Genomic DNA, 17,077 nt, shown 5'->3' on the forward strand with positions numbered 1-17,077 from the left:
TAAATCATAAATATTTAATATATAAATAATTATCACTTAAAAATCAAACTTTACTATGAAATCAATAAATATACTTGTTGCATTTCTTGTATCTGTCAACATGCATGCTGTTGATAACCTCCGCCTGACTGATATGCGCAGTGTGGGAATGGGAGGGAACGGGGTTACACAATCCGTACTGTTCAATCCTGCATTGGTAACGTTACATAGTGATAAAGTAGTTCATATCGAATACTTTAATCGCTATGGGGTAAAAGAATTGGGAACAGCTGGTATTGGTTTCGTTTATCCCGATTCACGATTGTCGGCAGGTGTTAATATCTCTTCTTTCGGGTATGATAAGTATAGGGAGACACTTTTCCGTTTGTCATTAGGAAAGCAATTGGATGAGCGGTGGCGAATAGGTGTTAGCTTCCAGTGTGCCGTGTTGCAGACAGAGTTGTTGGAAGAAGTGCCGAAACAATTGTCTACGGATGTGGGAATCCTGTTTGTTCCCGTTGACAAGCTGTTGATCGGAATGTTGATAATGAATTTTCCTTCTGTGGCGATTAATAAGCAAAATTCTGAAATCAAATATTTTACAAGCTATTCTGTTCAAATAGGTTTTCAATGGGAAGTAATGAACAGCTTGTTGATAGTAGGAACACTCGAAAGCAATAAAGAGCATACATTAACCGGTAATGCCGGGATCGAATATACTCCGTTCAAAGACTTTCATATACGGGCAGGTATGCAAGCTACTCCTCTATTGCCTACTTTAGGTGTCGGATACCGCCTGTCGGGATTTACTGTTGATGTAGCGACTGTTTATCATCCGGTTTTGGGAGTCAGTACCGGGCTTGGTTTAAGTTATTCCTTTTAATCAGATCAGACTATGAAACGAATGTTTATAAACCTGTTGGTATTCCTGTTCATAAGCAGTTATCAACTTAAAAGCCAGACATTATATTCTGTTGATAAGTGGATGGAATATATAGAGGAAATGGCTTCGGAAACGGAAGATGAAGCACGTATAGAAACACTTTATACCGACCTTTCTTACCTTGCCGAACATCCTTTCGAACTGAATACGGTGACGGAAGAACAGTTGTGTCGCCTGCCTTTCCTTTCCGATCTGCAGATACAAAAGCTGTTGGAATATCGTTCGCGTTATGGTAAGATGGTTACGCTTTATGAACTCAAAAACGTGGAATCGTTCGATTATGAGACGATTTCCCTGTTGATTCCTTTTGTCCATATCGGTGAAATAATGGTTGATAAGCGGCCTGTAACTGTGAAGAACCTGTTGAAATACAGTTCTAATGATTTGCAAATCAGATACGACAGATGTTTTCAACAAAAGAAGGGGTATGGTTCATATCCTGATAGTGTATTGCAACAATATCCGAACCGTAAATACCTGGGTGAACCGTTTTACCATTCACTTCGCTATTCGTATGCCTTTGACGAACGTATTCAGTTTGGAGCGGTGGCGGAGAAAGATGCGGGGGAACCTTTCTGGAACGAATATCATAAGGGGTATGATTACTATTCGGTTCATCTCTTTTTAAAGGAAATGAATAAGTGGTTGAAAAGTCTTGCCATAGGTGATTATAAAGTTTCTTTCGGACAGGGATTGGTGATTAGCAATGATTTTTCCCCCAACCGGAACGCTCTCGTTTCACAGGCGGAAAGAAGAACGAACGGATTCAGACGTCATTTTTCAACCAATGAAAACGATTTCTTCCGGGGAGCGGCGGCAACTGTCAATTGGAATAAGTTTGATATCAGCCTGTTTTATTCATATAGGAAACTGGATGCAGGTGTGGATAGTAATATTGTCCGCTCGTTCAAAACAGATGGTTTACACCGGCTGGTTCGCGACAGGGAAAAGATGCATACGGTTCCCATGCAGACGTATGGGGGAAATATCAGGTATGCGACGCCGGATTTGTGTATAGGTCTGACCGCCCTTTCCTATTCTTTCGGGGATTATTCCGTACAACCGGAAGCTAAACCTTATAACCTGTTTTATTTTCGTGGTAACCGGAATCTGAATGTAAGTGTGGATTATCTGTTGAAAAATAGGTTGATTAAGTTTTACGGCGAGACTGCCCTAAGCCGGAATGGGGCGATAGCTTCGCTGAATGCCTTGCAGTTGACGCCTGCCTCTTACTTTTCTTTCCTGTTATTATACCGATATTATGATAAACGCTACCAGGCATTTTTTGGAAATGCCTTTTCACAAGGTTCAACAATCCAGAATGAACAGGGGTTATATATGGGAATGCAGTGGACACCTTTCAGGCATTGGAAATTATCTGCTTATGCCGATGTTTTCCGTTTTTCCTGGTTGAAATATGGAATGGATGCACCTTCGACAGGGAAGGAGTATATGCTTCAGGCGGACTATACGCCGAACAGAAGTTTATCAACCTATATCCGTTATAAGTATAAGGAGAAAGAGCAGGATATGTTTCCTTACCATCAGCAACGTTTGCGGTTGCAAGCCTTATATACCGTTTCTTCGTCCGTTTCGTTACGGACATCCGTGGACGGTGTTCTTTACACGGAGGTTGAGGGGAAGAGTAGGGGGTGGATGGTTGCACAAAGTATCGGTTGGAAACCTGTTGATACGCCTGTTCAAGCAGATTTCTATGTGGCCGGATTTCATACGGATGACTATCAGAGCCGGATATCTTCTTATGAAAAAAACATTCTGTATGCCTTTAACATGCCTTCGTTTTATGGCAGGGGAATCCGGTTAGCGGTGTCTTTTCGGTGGAATATAATGAAACGTCTTTCCCTTTCAACTAAGTTCGGATATACTTATTATGCCGATCGGGATGTGCTTGGAACTGATTTGGAAGAAATCGACGGGCATGTAAAATCTGATCTTTATACATTGTTGCGGTGGAAGTTCTGACGGTGTACTAAATCATTTTAAAGTTATTGATAATTGTGATAGCTTTCGTAGCTTTGTACTCAAATATAAATCATTATGTCAACAATTCTTTTTGATAAAATAGTCTTCGGACCGATACACAGTCGCCGGTTGGGTGTTTCGTTGGGTATGAACTTGCTTCCTACAGACGGCAAGCTCTGTTCGTTCAATTGCATTTATTGCGAATGCGGGCTGAATGAGGAACGCCGTACGCGTAGCAAACTGCCCACACGGGCAGAAGTAAAAGAGGCTTTGATACAAAAGCTATCGGCGATGCAAGCAGAAGGTGTGGCCCCCGATGTGATTACCTTCGCCGGGAATGGCGAACCAACCATGCATCCTGAATTTGCCGGTATCATCGACGATACGATCGAGACCCGTGACCGCTTTTTCCCGAACGCCAAGATTGCTGTCCTTTCCAATTCGACTATGCTTCATAAGGAAGAAGTTTTCCAGGCATTGAATAAGATTGAAGATAACATACTGAAGCTCGATTCCATACTGGACAGCCGGATCCGGCAGCTGAACGTACCCAATTCTCCCGCCTTTACCTTCTCCCGCCTGTTGGAACAGCTTTGCCGCTTCAACGGCAATCTGATCATCCAAACCATGTTCCTGAAAGGAGAAATAGACGGAGAGAGCGTGACCAATACAACAGAACATGAGATCTCCGACTGGCTGGAAGCACTCAAACAAATCAAACCGAAACAGGTCATGATCTATACAATAGACCGGGAAACGCCTGTCAAAAACCTGAAAAAGGTGACCAAAGAAGAGCTGGAAGCAATTGCCGACCGCGCCCGCTGTGAAGGGTTCGACGTAACGGTTTCTGCTTGAAAATTGAAAATGGAAAATGGAGAATTGAAAATTATAGAAAGTCCAACTAATTTTCAATTCTCCATTTTCCATTTTCAATTTATTTTGATTCCTTTTATCACTTTTATTTCTTTGTCCGTATGGATACGGAAGAAATAGATACCGGAAGGAAGTGAACCTGTATAAATAGTAGCTTCTGGATTATTCTGTTTTATAACCAATTTGCCGTCAGCCGAAACTACTTCCAGCAAATAAACTTTTTCATTTCCTGTCAACTGTATTTTGTCGGTAAATGAAGTAGGTGTAACGGTTACCTCTGAAGTACGCATGCTTTCGTTGTTTACACTGACTTCCGCGCTTGCTTCACTCTTTTTACTTTCATTATTGTTTTCATACAAAGTAGAAACCTGATAGGTAAAACGAGCGGCAGGCACTTGTTTATCCGTATATTCGGTAATCGATTTATTGGATACATTTCCTACTTTTATATCATTACGGTAAATATTGTAACCGGTTATTTCCGGAAATGTAGTGGCTTCGGTACTGCGAAGTGATGAATTAGTTTCCGTTCTTTTAGTAAATGATGGTGTTACCGATGATTTGGATAATATTATATTTCTATCCGATGCAGTAGCTTTCGTGCCGGGTATTTCTTTCTGTTCAGAACTGACGACAGCAGCCAACATAAAATTGTTGTCATAATTTTCTTCTTCGTTTTCCGAAGGTTCGTATAAATATTCCCAGTTCTCGCCGTCGAGAGAAACAAGATTTCCTTTTCCATTTATAGCAGGTCCTTCATCGAGAACTGCCGGATAATCTGTTACTTTATTTGTTGAGGCATAAAAAGCAATAATTAGTTCTTTTGAAGCATCGATAACGAAAGGCTCTTTCAATTCGATCGTATTTGTTTTTTGGGGAGACAGATTATTCAGTTCCTGTGTATACTTCCGGTTGCCCTGGATGATCAGCAGTGAATAGGGGACTCCTGCAACAGGGAAGAAGATTACGGATTTGATCAGGTTTTTATTTAATGGAGCCAGGTCGTTTTTATCCCATTTCTGTCCGAAATAGAACGGTTGTCCAAAACCGACCATCATGTAAGAAGAGCCGGTTCCCCAATAAATCATCTGTTGGTAGACAGGTTCTTTCCAATTTATCGTTACGTTATTGCCATTGGATGCAGCAGTTACGTTTGTAGGTGTCTTCAACTCATAGATATAAATAAATTCACCTATAACAGGAGACTCGTTTCCATCGGCATAGAAAGCAGATACGCTGTAGAATTGTGTTCCTGTTTCAGGGTCATTATCTACATAAGAAGTAGACGTTGTATAATCGATTAATGTATTATTTCTGTAGACAGCATATTGGGAAGGCTTCTCTGAAGTGGAAGCAGGAGCTTTCCAGTTCAATTGTACTTCTCCGTTTTTATATGACAGAATCAGATCGGTTGGAGCTGCTTTATGGGCAGTAGCATAGCGTCCGGCTAACTGGGTTACTCCCGTCCTGGCCGGATCCAGATAAACGTCCATACGGGCCGTATCGGCTTTACTATATTGATCCCAATGACTGTATAGTTTACCATATGTATTGGATTGATTAGGTTTTTCACAGGAAGAAGAACCGCCGCTAAGTGTTCCGACAATCAATTTATTTTGATTAAACAGAGGAGAACCGGACGAACCTCCCTCGGTTACACTGTGTCCGTTAGCTGTTTGGTCAAATATTACGTTCCAGTGAGCTTTTGCTGCGCCGATTACACTGTCGACACCATACCAGGTAGTAGTGGTTGCTTCTCTGCTGAAGGTTGATATTTTCATATAATCTCCTGCCGGGTGATGAATACCTACACCTGATTTGGCAGAAGTGTTACTTCTGTCCCAACCATTATAATAGACATTATAATTTTCCGGAATATTTTGATTCAACAATAATAATAAACCGTCTGATCCGCCATCCAGTGGGATTCCGGCCATTTTCTTACAGCCTATTATTGTTTTATAGGAAGCTATGCCTGAGGTGTTCTCGCAACCTGTGCGTTCGAAATGAAAATAGAAAGTATATTTGTTTAAGTCTGCCTGCGTAACAGTTTCATCCATATCTATACAATGATAAGCGGAAAGGATATAGGGTTTCAGGTCTTCTGCCGTATTGTTGACTAATGCCCCCGAACAGTAATAAATATATTTACCAATAATAAGCGTCATCAGGCAAACACCATTCTTTTCTGTTTGCCAGGCATCTCCTTCTTCGCAGTTTATGTTTACCATGCAGGAGCCGGAAGCTCCGGGACCTGTATTTGCTTTAGTGCGGGAAATATATAAATGATTATATCCATAGCCGATTGCATCTATCGAAATACGGGGTTGTTCTCCTTCCCGGCTGCTTGTTTCATATTCGAGGATAATATCATCGCCCGCCAGAAACTCGGTTGCATATTCTTTTGTCGGTGGGTTGGTCTGATGGGTGAAAGCTCCAATTATCTGTGTTTTATCAGCATTATAAACAAATAATTTGCCATTCTCAGGAATATAAAAATCGTTGAAACTAAGCATCAACGCAATAGCATCTTTTGCCTGTAAACGCAGTTGCCATATATTATTGCCGTCCGGTAAAGTAGTCCAATTACCGGATTTATCTATTGTCAGATCCGTATTTATGAGAGTTCCCACTTTCAGCGGTGCCCCCTGGCTCACCTGCCAGGCGTCGACTGTTTTCAGGTCTTCCACGCTAAAATTAACGGGGATCCGAACGGTCGGCAGATCACTTTTTAATGTGTTTGAGTACTTGAAAGAGGCAGGTATCCCGCCTTCACTGATTTGTGCACGAACAGATTCCGGCAAAATAATTCCTGTTACTAACAGAAATAAGCTGATTAGCGGAAAGAGAGCCTTTTTATTCATAATGTACGTTGATTTATGATGTACTAATTCGCAAATGTAATATTTATTTCTGATCCGGATAGGGGTTTTTGTCGATTCCATGTCTTATAATTAAAAGTTAGATAAATAATTGAAGACAATGGAATCAACAAAAAGTAAAAAACAGATGCCGCAGCTTTGGTATTGGAGCCAGCCGGACAATGGATTTAGTTTTGAAGATGCGGAAACAATTGCGAAAGAATCCGTGTTTGAAGCAAAAAAGAACGATTGCCGGTTAGACAATCGTTACCTTTATATTGCATTTATGTAGAGAGTATCAGTTACCTTTTTGTCTCCTGTCCTGTTCCCAGGCTTTTGCAACCGCCTCATTAATATTGCTGCAAATATTTTCCGTTCCGATCTTTTTGTCGAAGCCGGACTTGACAAGTATCTTACGTACCTGTTCGTTTACACCGGAAAGGATCATGTGGATATGTTCGGCCTGCGACATTCGGAACAGGCTTTCCAAGTTGTGCAGTCCCGTCGAATCCATGAACGGAACTTTACGCATACGGATAATACGTATCTTCGGCTTGTCGCCCATATTGTGCATGATGTCATCGAATTTGCTCGCCACACCGAAGAAAAACGGTCCGTCGATCTCATACACTTCCACCCCTTTAGGCAATGAAAGAACCTCTTCGTCATGATGGATTTCCCCATCATCCGAAAGATCGATCTCATCTTTCACGACAGACACACGGGTGGTTTCCGCCATACGTTTCATAAAAAGGAACATGGCGATCAGTAATCCTACCTCGATCGCAATCGTCAGATCGAAGATAACCGTCAGGAAAAACGTCACCAGCAAGACAGACACATCGCTTTTCGGGTTTTTCATCAACGAACGGAACGTTCGCCATTCACTCATATTATAAGAGACAATGATCAGGACCCCTGCCAGGCAGGCCATCGGGATATGTTTGGTCAGTGGACCCAGGAAAAGCAGGATCAACAGCAATACGATTGCATGGATGATACCGGCCACCGGAGTACGTCCGCCGTTATTGATATTCGTCATGGTACGGGCAATCGCGCCCGTCACCGGGATACCGCCGAAAATCGGCACGATGATATTGGCCGCTCCCTGGGCGATCAGTTCGGTGTTTGAATTATGTTTATCACCTGTCACACCGTCTGCCACCGTAGCGGAAAGCAGCGATTCGATCGCTCCTAACATGGCGATCGTAAATGCGGAAGGAAGTAACAGGTTTATTGTCTCCGGATTGAAGCTGATAGATGCCGGACCGGGCAGGGCAGCGTTGATGGTAAAACGGTCGCCGATCGTTTCGATCCCTGTTATACCTAAATGATACCGCATGACATATACGATGATTGTCATAGCAATGATCGCGATCAGCGAGCCCGGAATCTTTTTCGAAAATTTAGGTGTGAAGGCTATAATCGCAATACTGACAAGTCCGATCAACAGAGACCATACGTTCATCGTATCGAAATGTTCGAAGTAAACAATCCATTTGGATATAAAATCAGCCGGTACCTTGTCTATCGTCAGGCCGAAAAGATCTTTCATTTGTGTGGTGAAAATCGTCAGGGCGATACCGCTGGTGAAACCGACAACAATCGGGTAGGGGATAAACTTGATAACCGTACCTAATTTCAATGCCCCCATAATCACCAGGATAATCCCGGCTACCACCGTCGCAATGGCTAATCCTTCGATCCCGAAATTCTGAATAATCCCATATACGATTACGATAAAGGCCCCTGTCGGTCCGCCGATCTGCACGTTACAGCCACCTAACAGTGATACGATAAACCCGCCGATAATAGCCGTGATCAGTCCTTTTTCCGGACTAACCCCCGACGCAATACCGAAAGCAATGGCAAGCGGGAGTGCCACGATCCCGACAATAATACCGGCCATCAGGTCGGTCATAAATTTTTCCTTCGAATAATTTTTCAGTGCCGATAACAGCTTGGGCTGAAAATCAAACCTGTTCTTCATCTTTCTGCCTAATTGATTAAAAATGCTGCAAAGGTACAAAAAAAAGAAAAAAATTATCCTTTCATGAAGTTTAATAGAAAAAACGGGGTTGTAACCCACAAAATAGCATAAAAAAACGGGGTTGTAACCCACAAAATAGTATATTTGTATCTCTGAATCATTAATAAAGAAGAAGATATGCAACGATTGATTGATAATTTTACAAGATTGTTGGCTTATACCAATCTTAGCAAAAAGCGATATTTGTTCCAACAGATCAATTGGAAGCATCGACTGATTGGGATTACCGGGCCACGCGGTACCGGAAAAACAACTTTGCTTTTACAGCATATTAAGGAAGAGAAGTTGGGCAGTGCGGCGTTATATGTCAGTCTGGATAATATTTATTTTTCTCAGAATACATTGGTGGACCTGGCGCATCAGTTCTATATAGATGGCGGTACTCATCTGTTTCTGGATGAAGTACACCGGTATCCCAACTGGGCAATCGAAATAAAAAACCTATATGACAGTTATCCTGACCTGTATATAGTCTTTACAGGGTCTTCTATCCTGGAAATCTATAAAGCACAGGCCGATTTAAGTCGTAGAAGTGTGATGTACGCTTTACGTGGGCTCTCTTTTAGAGAATTCCTTTATTTTGAAGATATTATAACATTGCCTCCTTTCCCATTAGAAGAGATACTGGATAAGCATACTGAACTCGCATCCGAGATTGTGACAAAGGTGAAGATACTGCCGGCATTCCATAATTATCTGCAATATGGTTACTATCCTTTCTATAAGGAAGGAAAGGATATTTACTACGACCGTCTGTCCGGTATTGTAAACACGATATTAGAGAATGATCTGCCTTCAATAGTAAATTTACAGTATGCCACTATTTTAAAAATGAAACGCTTGTTGACTCATGTGGCTACTCTTGTACCCTATACTCCCAATATCAATGACCTTAGCGGGTTGATCGAAACTGACCGGAAAAGTCTGTTAAGTTATCTGCAATATTTGGATCGGGCAGAATTGCTATTGCAACTGTATAGTGGAAAACGGAAATTGTCGGAACTTACAAAACCTTCCAAACTATATATGGAGAATACTAATTTGCTGTTTGCATTGAGCCATAACACGCAGAGCGGCACTTTGCGTGAGACGTTTTTTGCCAATCAGATGGTTTACCGGCATGAACTGACTATTCCGTCGGAAGGTGATTTTATGGCGGATAATACCTGTCTGTTTGAAGTAGGCGGTAAAGGAAAAAGCTTTAAGCAAATCCGAAATATCCCCAATAGCTATATTGCTTATGACGATATGGAAATCGGACTGGGAAATAAAATTCCGTTGTGGATATTCGGTCTTCAATATTGACCCTTATTGTATAAAACGTATTTTTCACTCCAGAAAGACATCCGAAACTAAACAAATGTTAATCCTTTTTTTTGACCTCAAAAAGGGACTTTTTCCTCTTTTTTGAGCGTTTCCATCAATTACGACCGTCCTCTTTGCCATTACGACCGTGCTAATAGGTAGTGCACTCGGCACCTCGCGAAGATTAGCACGGTCGTAATGGCGATTTGGACGGTCGTAATTGAAAAGAGGACCGTCTAAAGGGCAAAAAAGCCCCTAATTTTCCTTGCGATATTTGGAACGCCGTCCGTTTTATTTTCAAATATTCGATTCTCCGGGAGTTAAGGTTTATCACATTGTCGGCGTTTCCGTCTTTCGGCAATCAAATTATACACTTTTTGGAATGGGCTGCGCACCTCGTTTTTCCTATTGTCAGAAAGGGGAGCTTAAACCGTGAAAAGAGTCAATCCAAAATCGATCAGAATTTCGGGCGAAATAGAAAAACGGCTGAAAAGGGGGTTATTGTCATTTTTCTTTATTTAGAGTAAGGATTAAAAACTCAAATTATAGATTCTATTTATGTAACGATAGAAATATTTTTATCATCTAAATTAGTAATCCCCTTAAACATTTTCATACCTTTGAGCGTTATTATTTATAGGCGATTAGACAAACTCATAATTATCTTACATATATTAGCGTTATGGAAAAAAGTATTAAGGGTACTCGTACCGAGCAGAATCTGCTGAAATCATTTGCCGGAGAATCTCAGGCAAGAAGTCGTTACACATTTTTTGCAAGTGTAGCTAAAAAAGAAGGTTACGAACAAATTGCAGGTGTGTTTATGGAAACAGCTGAACAGGAAAAGGAACATGCAAAGCGTTTCTTCAAATTCCTGGAAGGTGGAATGGTTGAAATTACAGCTTCTTATCCGGCTGGCGTGATCGGAACAACTGCTGAAAACCTGGCTGCCGCTGCTGCTGGCGAAAACGAAGAATGGGCAGACCTCTATCCGGCTTTTGCTGATATCGCAGACGAAGAAGGCTTCAAGGAAATCGCTGTCGTTTTCCGTATGATCGCAAAGGTGGAAGCTGAACACGAAAGACGTTACCGCAAGTTGTTGGCTAACGTGGAAGCAAACAAGGTATTTGAAAAAGACGAAGCGATCATGTGGCAGTGCCGTAACTGCGGTTTCGTATTCGAAGGCAAGAAGGCTCCGATGAAATGTCCGGCATGTGCTCACCCGCAGGCTTATTTCGAACCGATGAAACAGAACTATTAATTATCTTATTAGTTTTTAAATTAGGGCGCTCCCTTACAATAATATGTTGTAAGGGAGCGTTTTTTATGAAATAAACTCTATCTTTAGCCCGACTATTTATATGAATCTGAATTTACCTGTTGATGAGCATATCGATAAGAAATCTCAATAAAGTGTATCCGAATGGAAACCACGCACTAAAAAATGTCAATCTGGAAATACCGACCGGTATGTTCGGGCTGTTGGGGCCGAATGGCGCAGGTAAGTCTACCCTGATGCGTATCCTTGTCGCACTTATGGAACCGACCTCCGGTGAAGTCGATATCTGTGGCTACGACCTGATGAAGCAGCGGAAAGAGATACGGGGCATATTGGGGTATCTTCCGCAGGACTTCCGTTTCTTTGCCAAATATAAAACGTATGAGTTTTTGGACTACGCTGCGCGTCTTTCCGGAATGAACCGTAAGTCTTTCCGGAAGAAAGCGGTGGATGAGATGCTGGAGAACGTGGGGCTTTTCGATGTGCGCGACCGCTATGCCAACAAGCTGTCGGGAGGTATGAAGCGCCGTTTGGGGATTGCCCAGGCGTTGATCCATCATCCGAAGGTGATTATCGTGGACGAGCCGACTACGGGCCTCGACCCGGAAGAGCGCATCCGTTTCCGTAACCTGCTGTCGGAAGTCAGTGAGAATGACGTGACGATTATCCTGTCGACGCATATCGTGGGGGATATTTCGAGTACCTGCAACTGTATGGCGTTGATGAATAAGGGGGAAGTGTCGTTCTTCGGTTCTCCGCAGGATATGCTGAAGCAGGCGGAAGGGAAGGTGTGGCGCATACGGGTGACCAGTGACGAACTGCATGAGGTGGATAAGCAGTACCCTGTTATCTCGACTATTCCTTCCGGTACGGGTTGGGAAGTGCAGGTGGTGGCCGATGAGGTGCGGGGGTATGAGGCGGAGTCTTATACACCTAACCTGGAACATGCCTACGTCTATTATATGGAGAATAAGTTGAACCGGTGGAGAAACGATTAAAGGAGGTTGCCTGCGAGATGTCATTTATCACAAACATACAATCCGTTGCGAAATACGAAAGTAAGATACTGGTGCGAAGCTGGTTCTTCCGGATCTTCACGCTGCTTGCCGTCGCCTTTTTAGGGTTCTTCAACTTTGCCATGCTGTTGATGGAGGATAGCGGGGGGCTTTGGTTCGAGAAATCAGTTGCTTCCAATATACCTTATTTTAGTCTGTTGTTGTTGAACACGGGGCAGGCGGTGGTGGCTGTCTTCCTCTCGTCCGAGTTCCTGAAGCGGGATAAGAAGCTCGATACGTCCGAAGTCTTTTATGTCCGTCCGCTCAGCAATGCGGAATATGTGGTCGGGAAGATATGGGGAAACTTGCGTGTGTTCCTGCTTCTGAATGTGCTGATATTGGGGATTGTGATGGCTTTAAACTTTATGGCGCCCGGTATTGCGGTCGATTGGCAGGCCTATTTCATCTATTTCTTCCTGGTCAGCCTGCCGACGCTTATTTTTATTATCGGGCTTTCCATTTTCCTGATGTTGTTGTTGAAGAACCAGGCGTTGACCTTTATCCTGTTGTTGGGGTATATCGGGTTGACATTGTTCTATATACAGGATAAGTTTTATTACCTGTTCGATTATATGGCCTATAACCTGCCGTTGTTCAAATCGACGATTGTCGGGTTCAGCAGTCCGGAGTTGATGTTGAACCACCGGGCTATCTATCTTTTTGCCGGATTGGGATTTATCTTCTTTACGATCTTCCTGTTCAAGCGGTTGCCTAATGCCCGGAGGAGCCATTATCCCTGGTTGTTCCTATCCCTCTGTATGTTCGGGGTGGCGGGGACGGCGGGTTTCCGGCACATACGCCTTATCCTGGAGGAAGGAGAGGTGCGGGCTTTATACACAAGCATCAACAATAAATATGTCCATACGCCTAAGATGGTGATCGACCGCTATGATATTTCGGTGGAACAGAAACCTGAGTCGATCGAATCGGTCGTCACGATGAAAGGGGCGGCCCTTGCCACATCCGATGTCTTTACCTTCTGCCTGAATCCGGGGTTGAAGGTGGAAGAGGTGAAGGAAGGGGAGAAGACGCTCGACTTTAAACGGGACAAACAGATCCTGCTGGTGGATTTCGGTAGGAAGATAGAGGGGGGGGACACGGTTTCGCTCTCGGTACGCTATGCCGGACGGATAGCGGATAACTTCTGCTATTTGGATATTCCGGCCGAGGTCTTGCAGGAACCGTATGAGAAAGAACTACTGAAGATAGATAAGAAATATAGTTTCCAGACACCCGACTATGTGCTGTTTACACCCGAGACGTATTGGTATCCCCGTCCCGGCACAGCATACAGCGACATAAGTCCGGACTGGCAGCAGACCTATTTCAGCCGTTTCCGGCTGGATGTGAAGCCGCTGCCCGGGCTGGTTGCCGTTTCGCAGTCGGGTAATGCTCCCTATCAGTCTGTTTCGCTGATTATCGGGCGGTATGAGCAGAAGAGCTTCGAGAGCGACAGTACGCTCTATAGTGTCTGGCATATAAAAGGGCATGACTATTATGAGGCGGCTTTCGATTCGATCCGCGATACGATTCCGGGACTTGTCCGGAACCTGCGGGACAATCTGGAACGTACTTATAAACTGAGCTATCCGTTCGACCGCTTCTCGGTGGTGGAGGTCCCGGCACAGTTCTACAGCTATGTCCGTTCCTGGTCGCAGGCGCAGGAGGTTGTACAGCCGGAGATGGTTCTTTTCCCCGAAATGGGGTGTATGTTCAACCAGATGGACTTCGTCAGGAGCAAGAAAAACCAGTTGAGATGGGCGAAACGCGGAGGGCGGGAGATTAGCGAAGAGGAGGCTGAGATACGGACGTTGAACAGTTTCCTGTGGATATTCTCGCAGACGGAGGGTAATTATAACTTCTCTTCCGGCAGCCGGGGTAAGTTCAATATCTCTTCCCAGAGCAATCCTTATCTGTTGTTTCCCGAGCTTTATAATTTCCGGTATAATATTTATTCATCCGTATGGCCTGTTACGAACCGTATCATCGAGCTTTACCTGCAAAAGAAAGCCGATAACAACGGTTGGGAGCGGGAGATTAACGGCATCAGTAATAACGAGAAGGCGAACCTGCTGATGGAGAAGCAGTCGTTTAAGGAGCTGCTGTCCGATGTAGAACATCGTGACTTGCTGAACAATATTATCAGTCTGAAAGGCTACAGCCTGTTTGCCCCTGCCGAGGTAAATATCGGGGTCAGCCTGTTCCGCGATTCCCTGTATGCCGTGTTGGGGCGGAATGAGTTTAAAAACATTCGCTTCGAGTCTCTGCTCGATACGTTAGGGATGATCAGCCGCTCCGATATCCGTTCGGGTATCTCCGGTTGGGAGCGTCCGACGCCGCTTCCTTTTTATACGATCGGACAGCCCGGAGTGACAAAGATAACGAATAAGGGGCAGGAGAGTTTTGTGTTGAAACAGTTGGTGAGCAATAATTCCGATTACGACGGGATGCTCCAGCTCGATATACAGGCCAGGGGCAATGGTCCGGATATCGATCCGCGCACCAGCCGGAAACTGCCGCTTGCCGCCCATCAGACCAAACTGTTGGTAACCGTTTGGGAGGATGCGCCTCTTCAGGTGGATGTCAATACGCTGATATCCGGCAACTTGCCGAATGTGTTGAACCTGCCTATCACCAATATCCCGGAAGAACGGGAGCGGGCGATCGATCCGGAAGGGGATTTTATCGTTCAGGACTTTTCTCCCGAGGCGGAAGGGGAGGTGATCGTCGATAATGAAGATGCGCTTTTCTCCCTGTCCGAACCGGCTGTTGTCGGACTGCTACCCAAATGGCTCGATAAGGTGGAAGACACCTCCTTTAAGTATGCCGGCGTTTCTCCCTGGCGTGCTCCGCTTCAGTGGACGGCGACGACGAATGCGGCTTACTACGGCCGCTATATCCGTTCCGCCTATGTCATCAAGAGTGGCAGCGGGAACCAGACGGCTACCTGGAAAGTGCCTGTTCCGGCTGCCGGACAATATGATGTCTATTATTATGTTTCCAAGGATAACGAATTGAAATATAATAAGCAGGCCGTCGGGGAATACCACTTCAAGGTCGCCTATGATGAGGAGAGCGAAGATGCGTATATAGATTTGAAGAAGGCGAATGAAGGGTGGGAGCCTTTAGGGGCTTACTACTTCAGCGGCGATACGATCCGGATCACCCTCACGAACGAGTGCAAGCTCCGGAGTGTGACGGCCGATGCGGTCAAAATAGTAAAACGATATTAATTAGTAGATACGATACATGATGCAAAGAGAGTTACTATCCATGAAAAAGATGCTGCTGACGGGCCTTGCCTGCCTGAGCCTGTCGGTTCCTTCCTACGGGCAGATCGCACTGACGATCGAGAAGGCGATGGATATTGCGGAAGAGAACAGCCCTTCCCTGCGTCGTTCCCACATGAACCTGGAACGCTATCAGCAGAACCTGATTGCACAGCGGGCCTCCCTGAAATCGAGGTTCTCGCTGAACCTTAATCCGGTGGACTATAGCAAGAGCCGTAGTTTCGACAACCGCCTGTCGCAATGGTACACCAATGAGAAATTCGGTACGAGCGGGACGTTCCAGGTCGACCAGCCGATCTTGTGGACGGATGGTGTCCTTTCGCTGATCAACCGCTTCGGATGGCAGGACAACAATTCCAATATAGACGGGACGAAGACCAGCAACAAGGCTTTCAGTAATGACCTCTATCTGCAACTCTCGCAGCCTATCTTTACCTATAACAAGCGCAAGATGGAACTGCAACAGATCGAATATGACTACGAGAATGCCAATATCAGCTATGCCCTGCAACGGCTCAATACGGAGAAAGACATCACCCAGCAGTTCTATTCTGTCTATATGGCGCAAAGCCAGCTGGCCATTACGAAGGAAGAACTGACCAACGCACAGCAGAGCTATGATATCATCAAGAATAAGGTCGAAGCCGACCTGGCCGCCCGCGATGAACTGTTCCAGGCGGAGGTAAACTTAGCATCCGCCCGTTCCTCCATGGAAGAGCAGCAGGTTTCGCTTGAAAACGCGAAAGACCAGCTGAAGCAGACATTGGGGATGAACCTGGACGAAGACCTGATGGTCTTTGCCGAAGTGCAGATCAAGCCGGTGGAGGTGAACTTAGAAAAGGCGATCCAGCATGGCCTTGAGTCGCGCCTCGAACTTCGCCAGCGGGAGATCGAGAGCAAGGAACTGGCTTTCGACATGATCAAGACAAAGGCGTTGAACGAATTTAAGGGCGACATTTCGCTTTCGTTCGGTCTGATCGGTGATAACCGCCACCTGGACCAGATCTACAACAATCCGACGCAGAACCCCCGCGTCGCGATCACCTTCTCCGTTCCTATCTTCGACTGGGGAGAGAAGAAAGCCCGTGTCAAGGCGCAGGAGGTAGCCCAGAAGATCAACCAACTGGAATTTCACGAAGACAAGGTGAGCATCGAGCTGAATATCCGCCAGACCTGGCGCAGCCTGGAGAACCTGCTTTCGCAGATCAAGATTGCCGAACAAAACGTGCTGAATGCCCAGCGTACCTACGACCTGAACCTGACCCGCTACCGCGAAGGCGATATCACCGGTATGGACATGAACCAGTTCCAGACGCAGCTTTCCAATAAGAAGATTGCCTACACGCAATCGCTTATCAACTACAAAATCGAATTGTTGAACCTCAAAATACTTTCCCTCTACGACTTCGAGCACGATGTGGCTGTTGTCCCGATGAAAGATTTAATAACGAAAAAATAA

The 17,077-nt window shown here is 44.7% G+C and carries 11 protein-coding genes; 9 read left to right on the forward strand and 2 right to left on the reverse strand.

Features of this window, described 5'->3' with window-relative positions; all coding sequences use genetic code 11:
* The first annotated feature begins 55 nt into the window (after positions 1–55).
* From DWW90_RS17710 to DWW90_RS17720, 3 genes are all read left to right on the forward strand, one after another.
* Positions 56–862 carry a hypothetical protein gene (locus DWW90_RS17710; protein WP_122345940.1) on the forward strand — a complete coding sequence of 269 codons (807 nt, stop codon included), beginning with the start codon at positions 56–58 and terminating at the stop codon, positions 860–862.
* 12 nt (positions 863–874) lie between these two features.
* A complete protein-coding gene (locus DWW90_RS17715; protein ID WP_122345941.1) occupies positions 875–2,905 on the forward strand; it encodes a helix-hairpin-helix domain-containing protein in 2,031 nt (676 codons plus the stop codon).
* A 75-nt stretch (positions 2,906–2,980) separates the two neighbouring features.
* Positions 2,981–3,760 (forward strand): radical SAM protein, encoded by a 780-nt coding sequence (locus DWW90_RS17720; RefSeq protein WP_122345942.1) that lies wholly within the window; start codon positions 2,981–2,983, stop codon positions 3,758–3,760.
* Positions 3,761–3,834: 74 nt separating this feature from the next.
* On the opposite strand, the gene DWW90_RS17725 is transcribed toward DWW90_RS17720, so the two are convergent.
* The gene (locus tag DWW90_RS17725) at positions 3,835–6,642 is read right to left on the reverse strand and encodes a T9SS type A sorting domain-containing protein (RefSeq protein WP_122345943.1); all 2,808 of its coding nucleotides are present in this window, start codon (positions 6,640–6,642) and stop codon (positions 3,835–3,837) included.
* A gap of 118 nt (positions 6,643–6,760) precedes the next feature.
* On the opposite strand from DWW90_RS17725, the gene DWW90_RS20680 reads away from it, so the two are divergent.
* Complete coding sequence (locus DWW90_RS20680) at positions 6,761–6,931, forward strand: hypothetical protein (protein WP_167451667.1); 171 nt, start codon at positions 6,761–6,763, stop codon at positions 6,929–6,931.
* Between the two features lie 6 nt (positions 6,932–6,937).
* Here the strand turns inward: DWW90_RS20680 and DWW90_RS17730 are convergent, their stop codons facing one another.
* On the reverse strand, positions 6,938–8,629 hold the full coding sequence (locus DWW90_RS17730; RefSeq protein WP_115499747.1) for a SulP family inorganic anion transporter: 1,692 nt from the start codon (positions 8,627–8,629) through the stop codon (positions 6,938–6,940).
* A gap of 177 nt (positions 8,630–8,806) precedes the next feature.
* On the opposite strand from DWW90_RS17730, the gene DWW90_RS17735 reads away from it, so the two are divergent.
* The 5 genes from DWW90_RS17735 to DWW90_RS17760 all read left to right on the forward strand — a co-directional run bounded on the left by DWW90_RS17735 (position 8,807) and on the right by DWW90_RS17760 (position 17,077).
* On the forward strand, positions 8,807–9,994 hold the full coding sequence (locus tag DWW90_RS17735; protein WP_122333173.1) for an ATP-binding protein: 1,188 nt from the start codon (positions 8,807–8,809) through the stop codon (positions 9,992–9,994).
* A 682-nt stretch (positions 9,995–10,676) separates the two neighbouring features.
* Positions 10,677–11,255, forward strand: coding sequence for a rubrerythrin (rbr, locus tag DWW90_RS17745; RefSeq protein WP_115499728.1), 579 nt, complete (start codon positions 10,677–10,679; stop codon positions 11,253–11,255).
* Positions 11,256–11,377: 122 nt separating this feature from the next.
* Complete coding sequence (locus DWW90_RS17750; protein ID WP_122345945.1) at positions 11,378–12,271, forward strand: ABC transporter ATP-binding protein; 894 nt, start codon at positions 11,378–11,380, stop codon at positions 12,269–12,271.
* 17 nt (positions 12,272–12,288) lie between these two features.
* Positions 12,289–15,561, forward strand: coding sequence for a xanthan lyase (locus DWW90_RS17755; RefSeq protein WP_122345946.1), 3,273 nt, complete (start codon positions 12,289–12,291; stop codon positions 15,559–15,561).
* 19 nt (positions 15,562–15,580) lie between these two features.
* On the forward strand, positions 15,581–17,077 hold the full coding sequence (locus DWW90_RS17760) for a TolC family protein (protein ID WP_122345953.1): 1,497 nt from the start codon (positions 15,581–15,583) through the stop codon (positions 17,075–17,077).

The organism is Parabacteroides sp. AF17-28, from assembly GCF_003479205.1.
GTDB classification, from domain to species: Bacteria; Bacteroidota; Bacteroidia; order Bacteroidales; family Tannerellaceae; genus Parabacteroides; species Parabacteroides acidifaciens.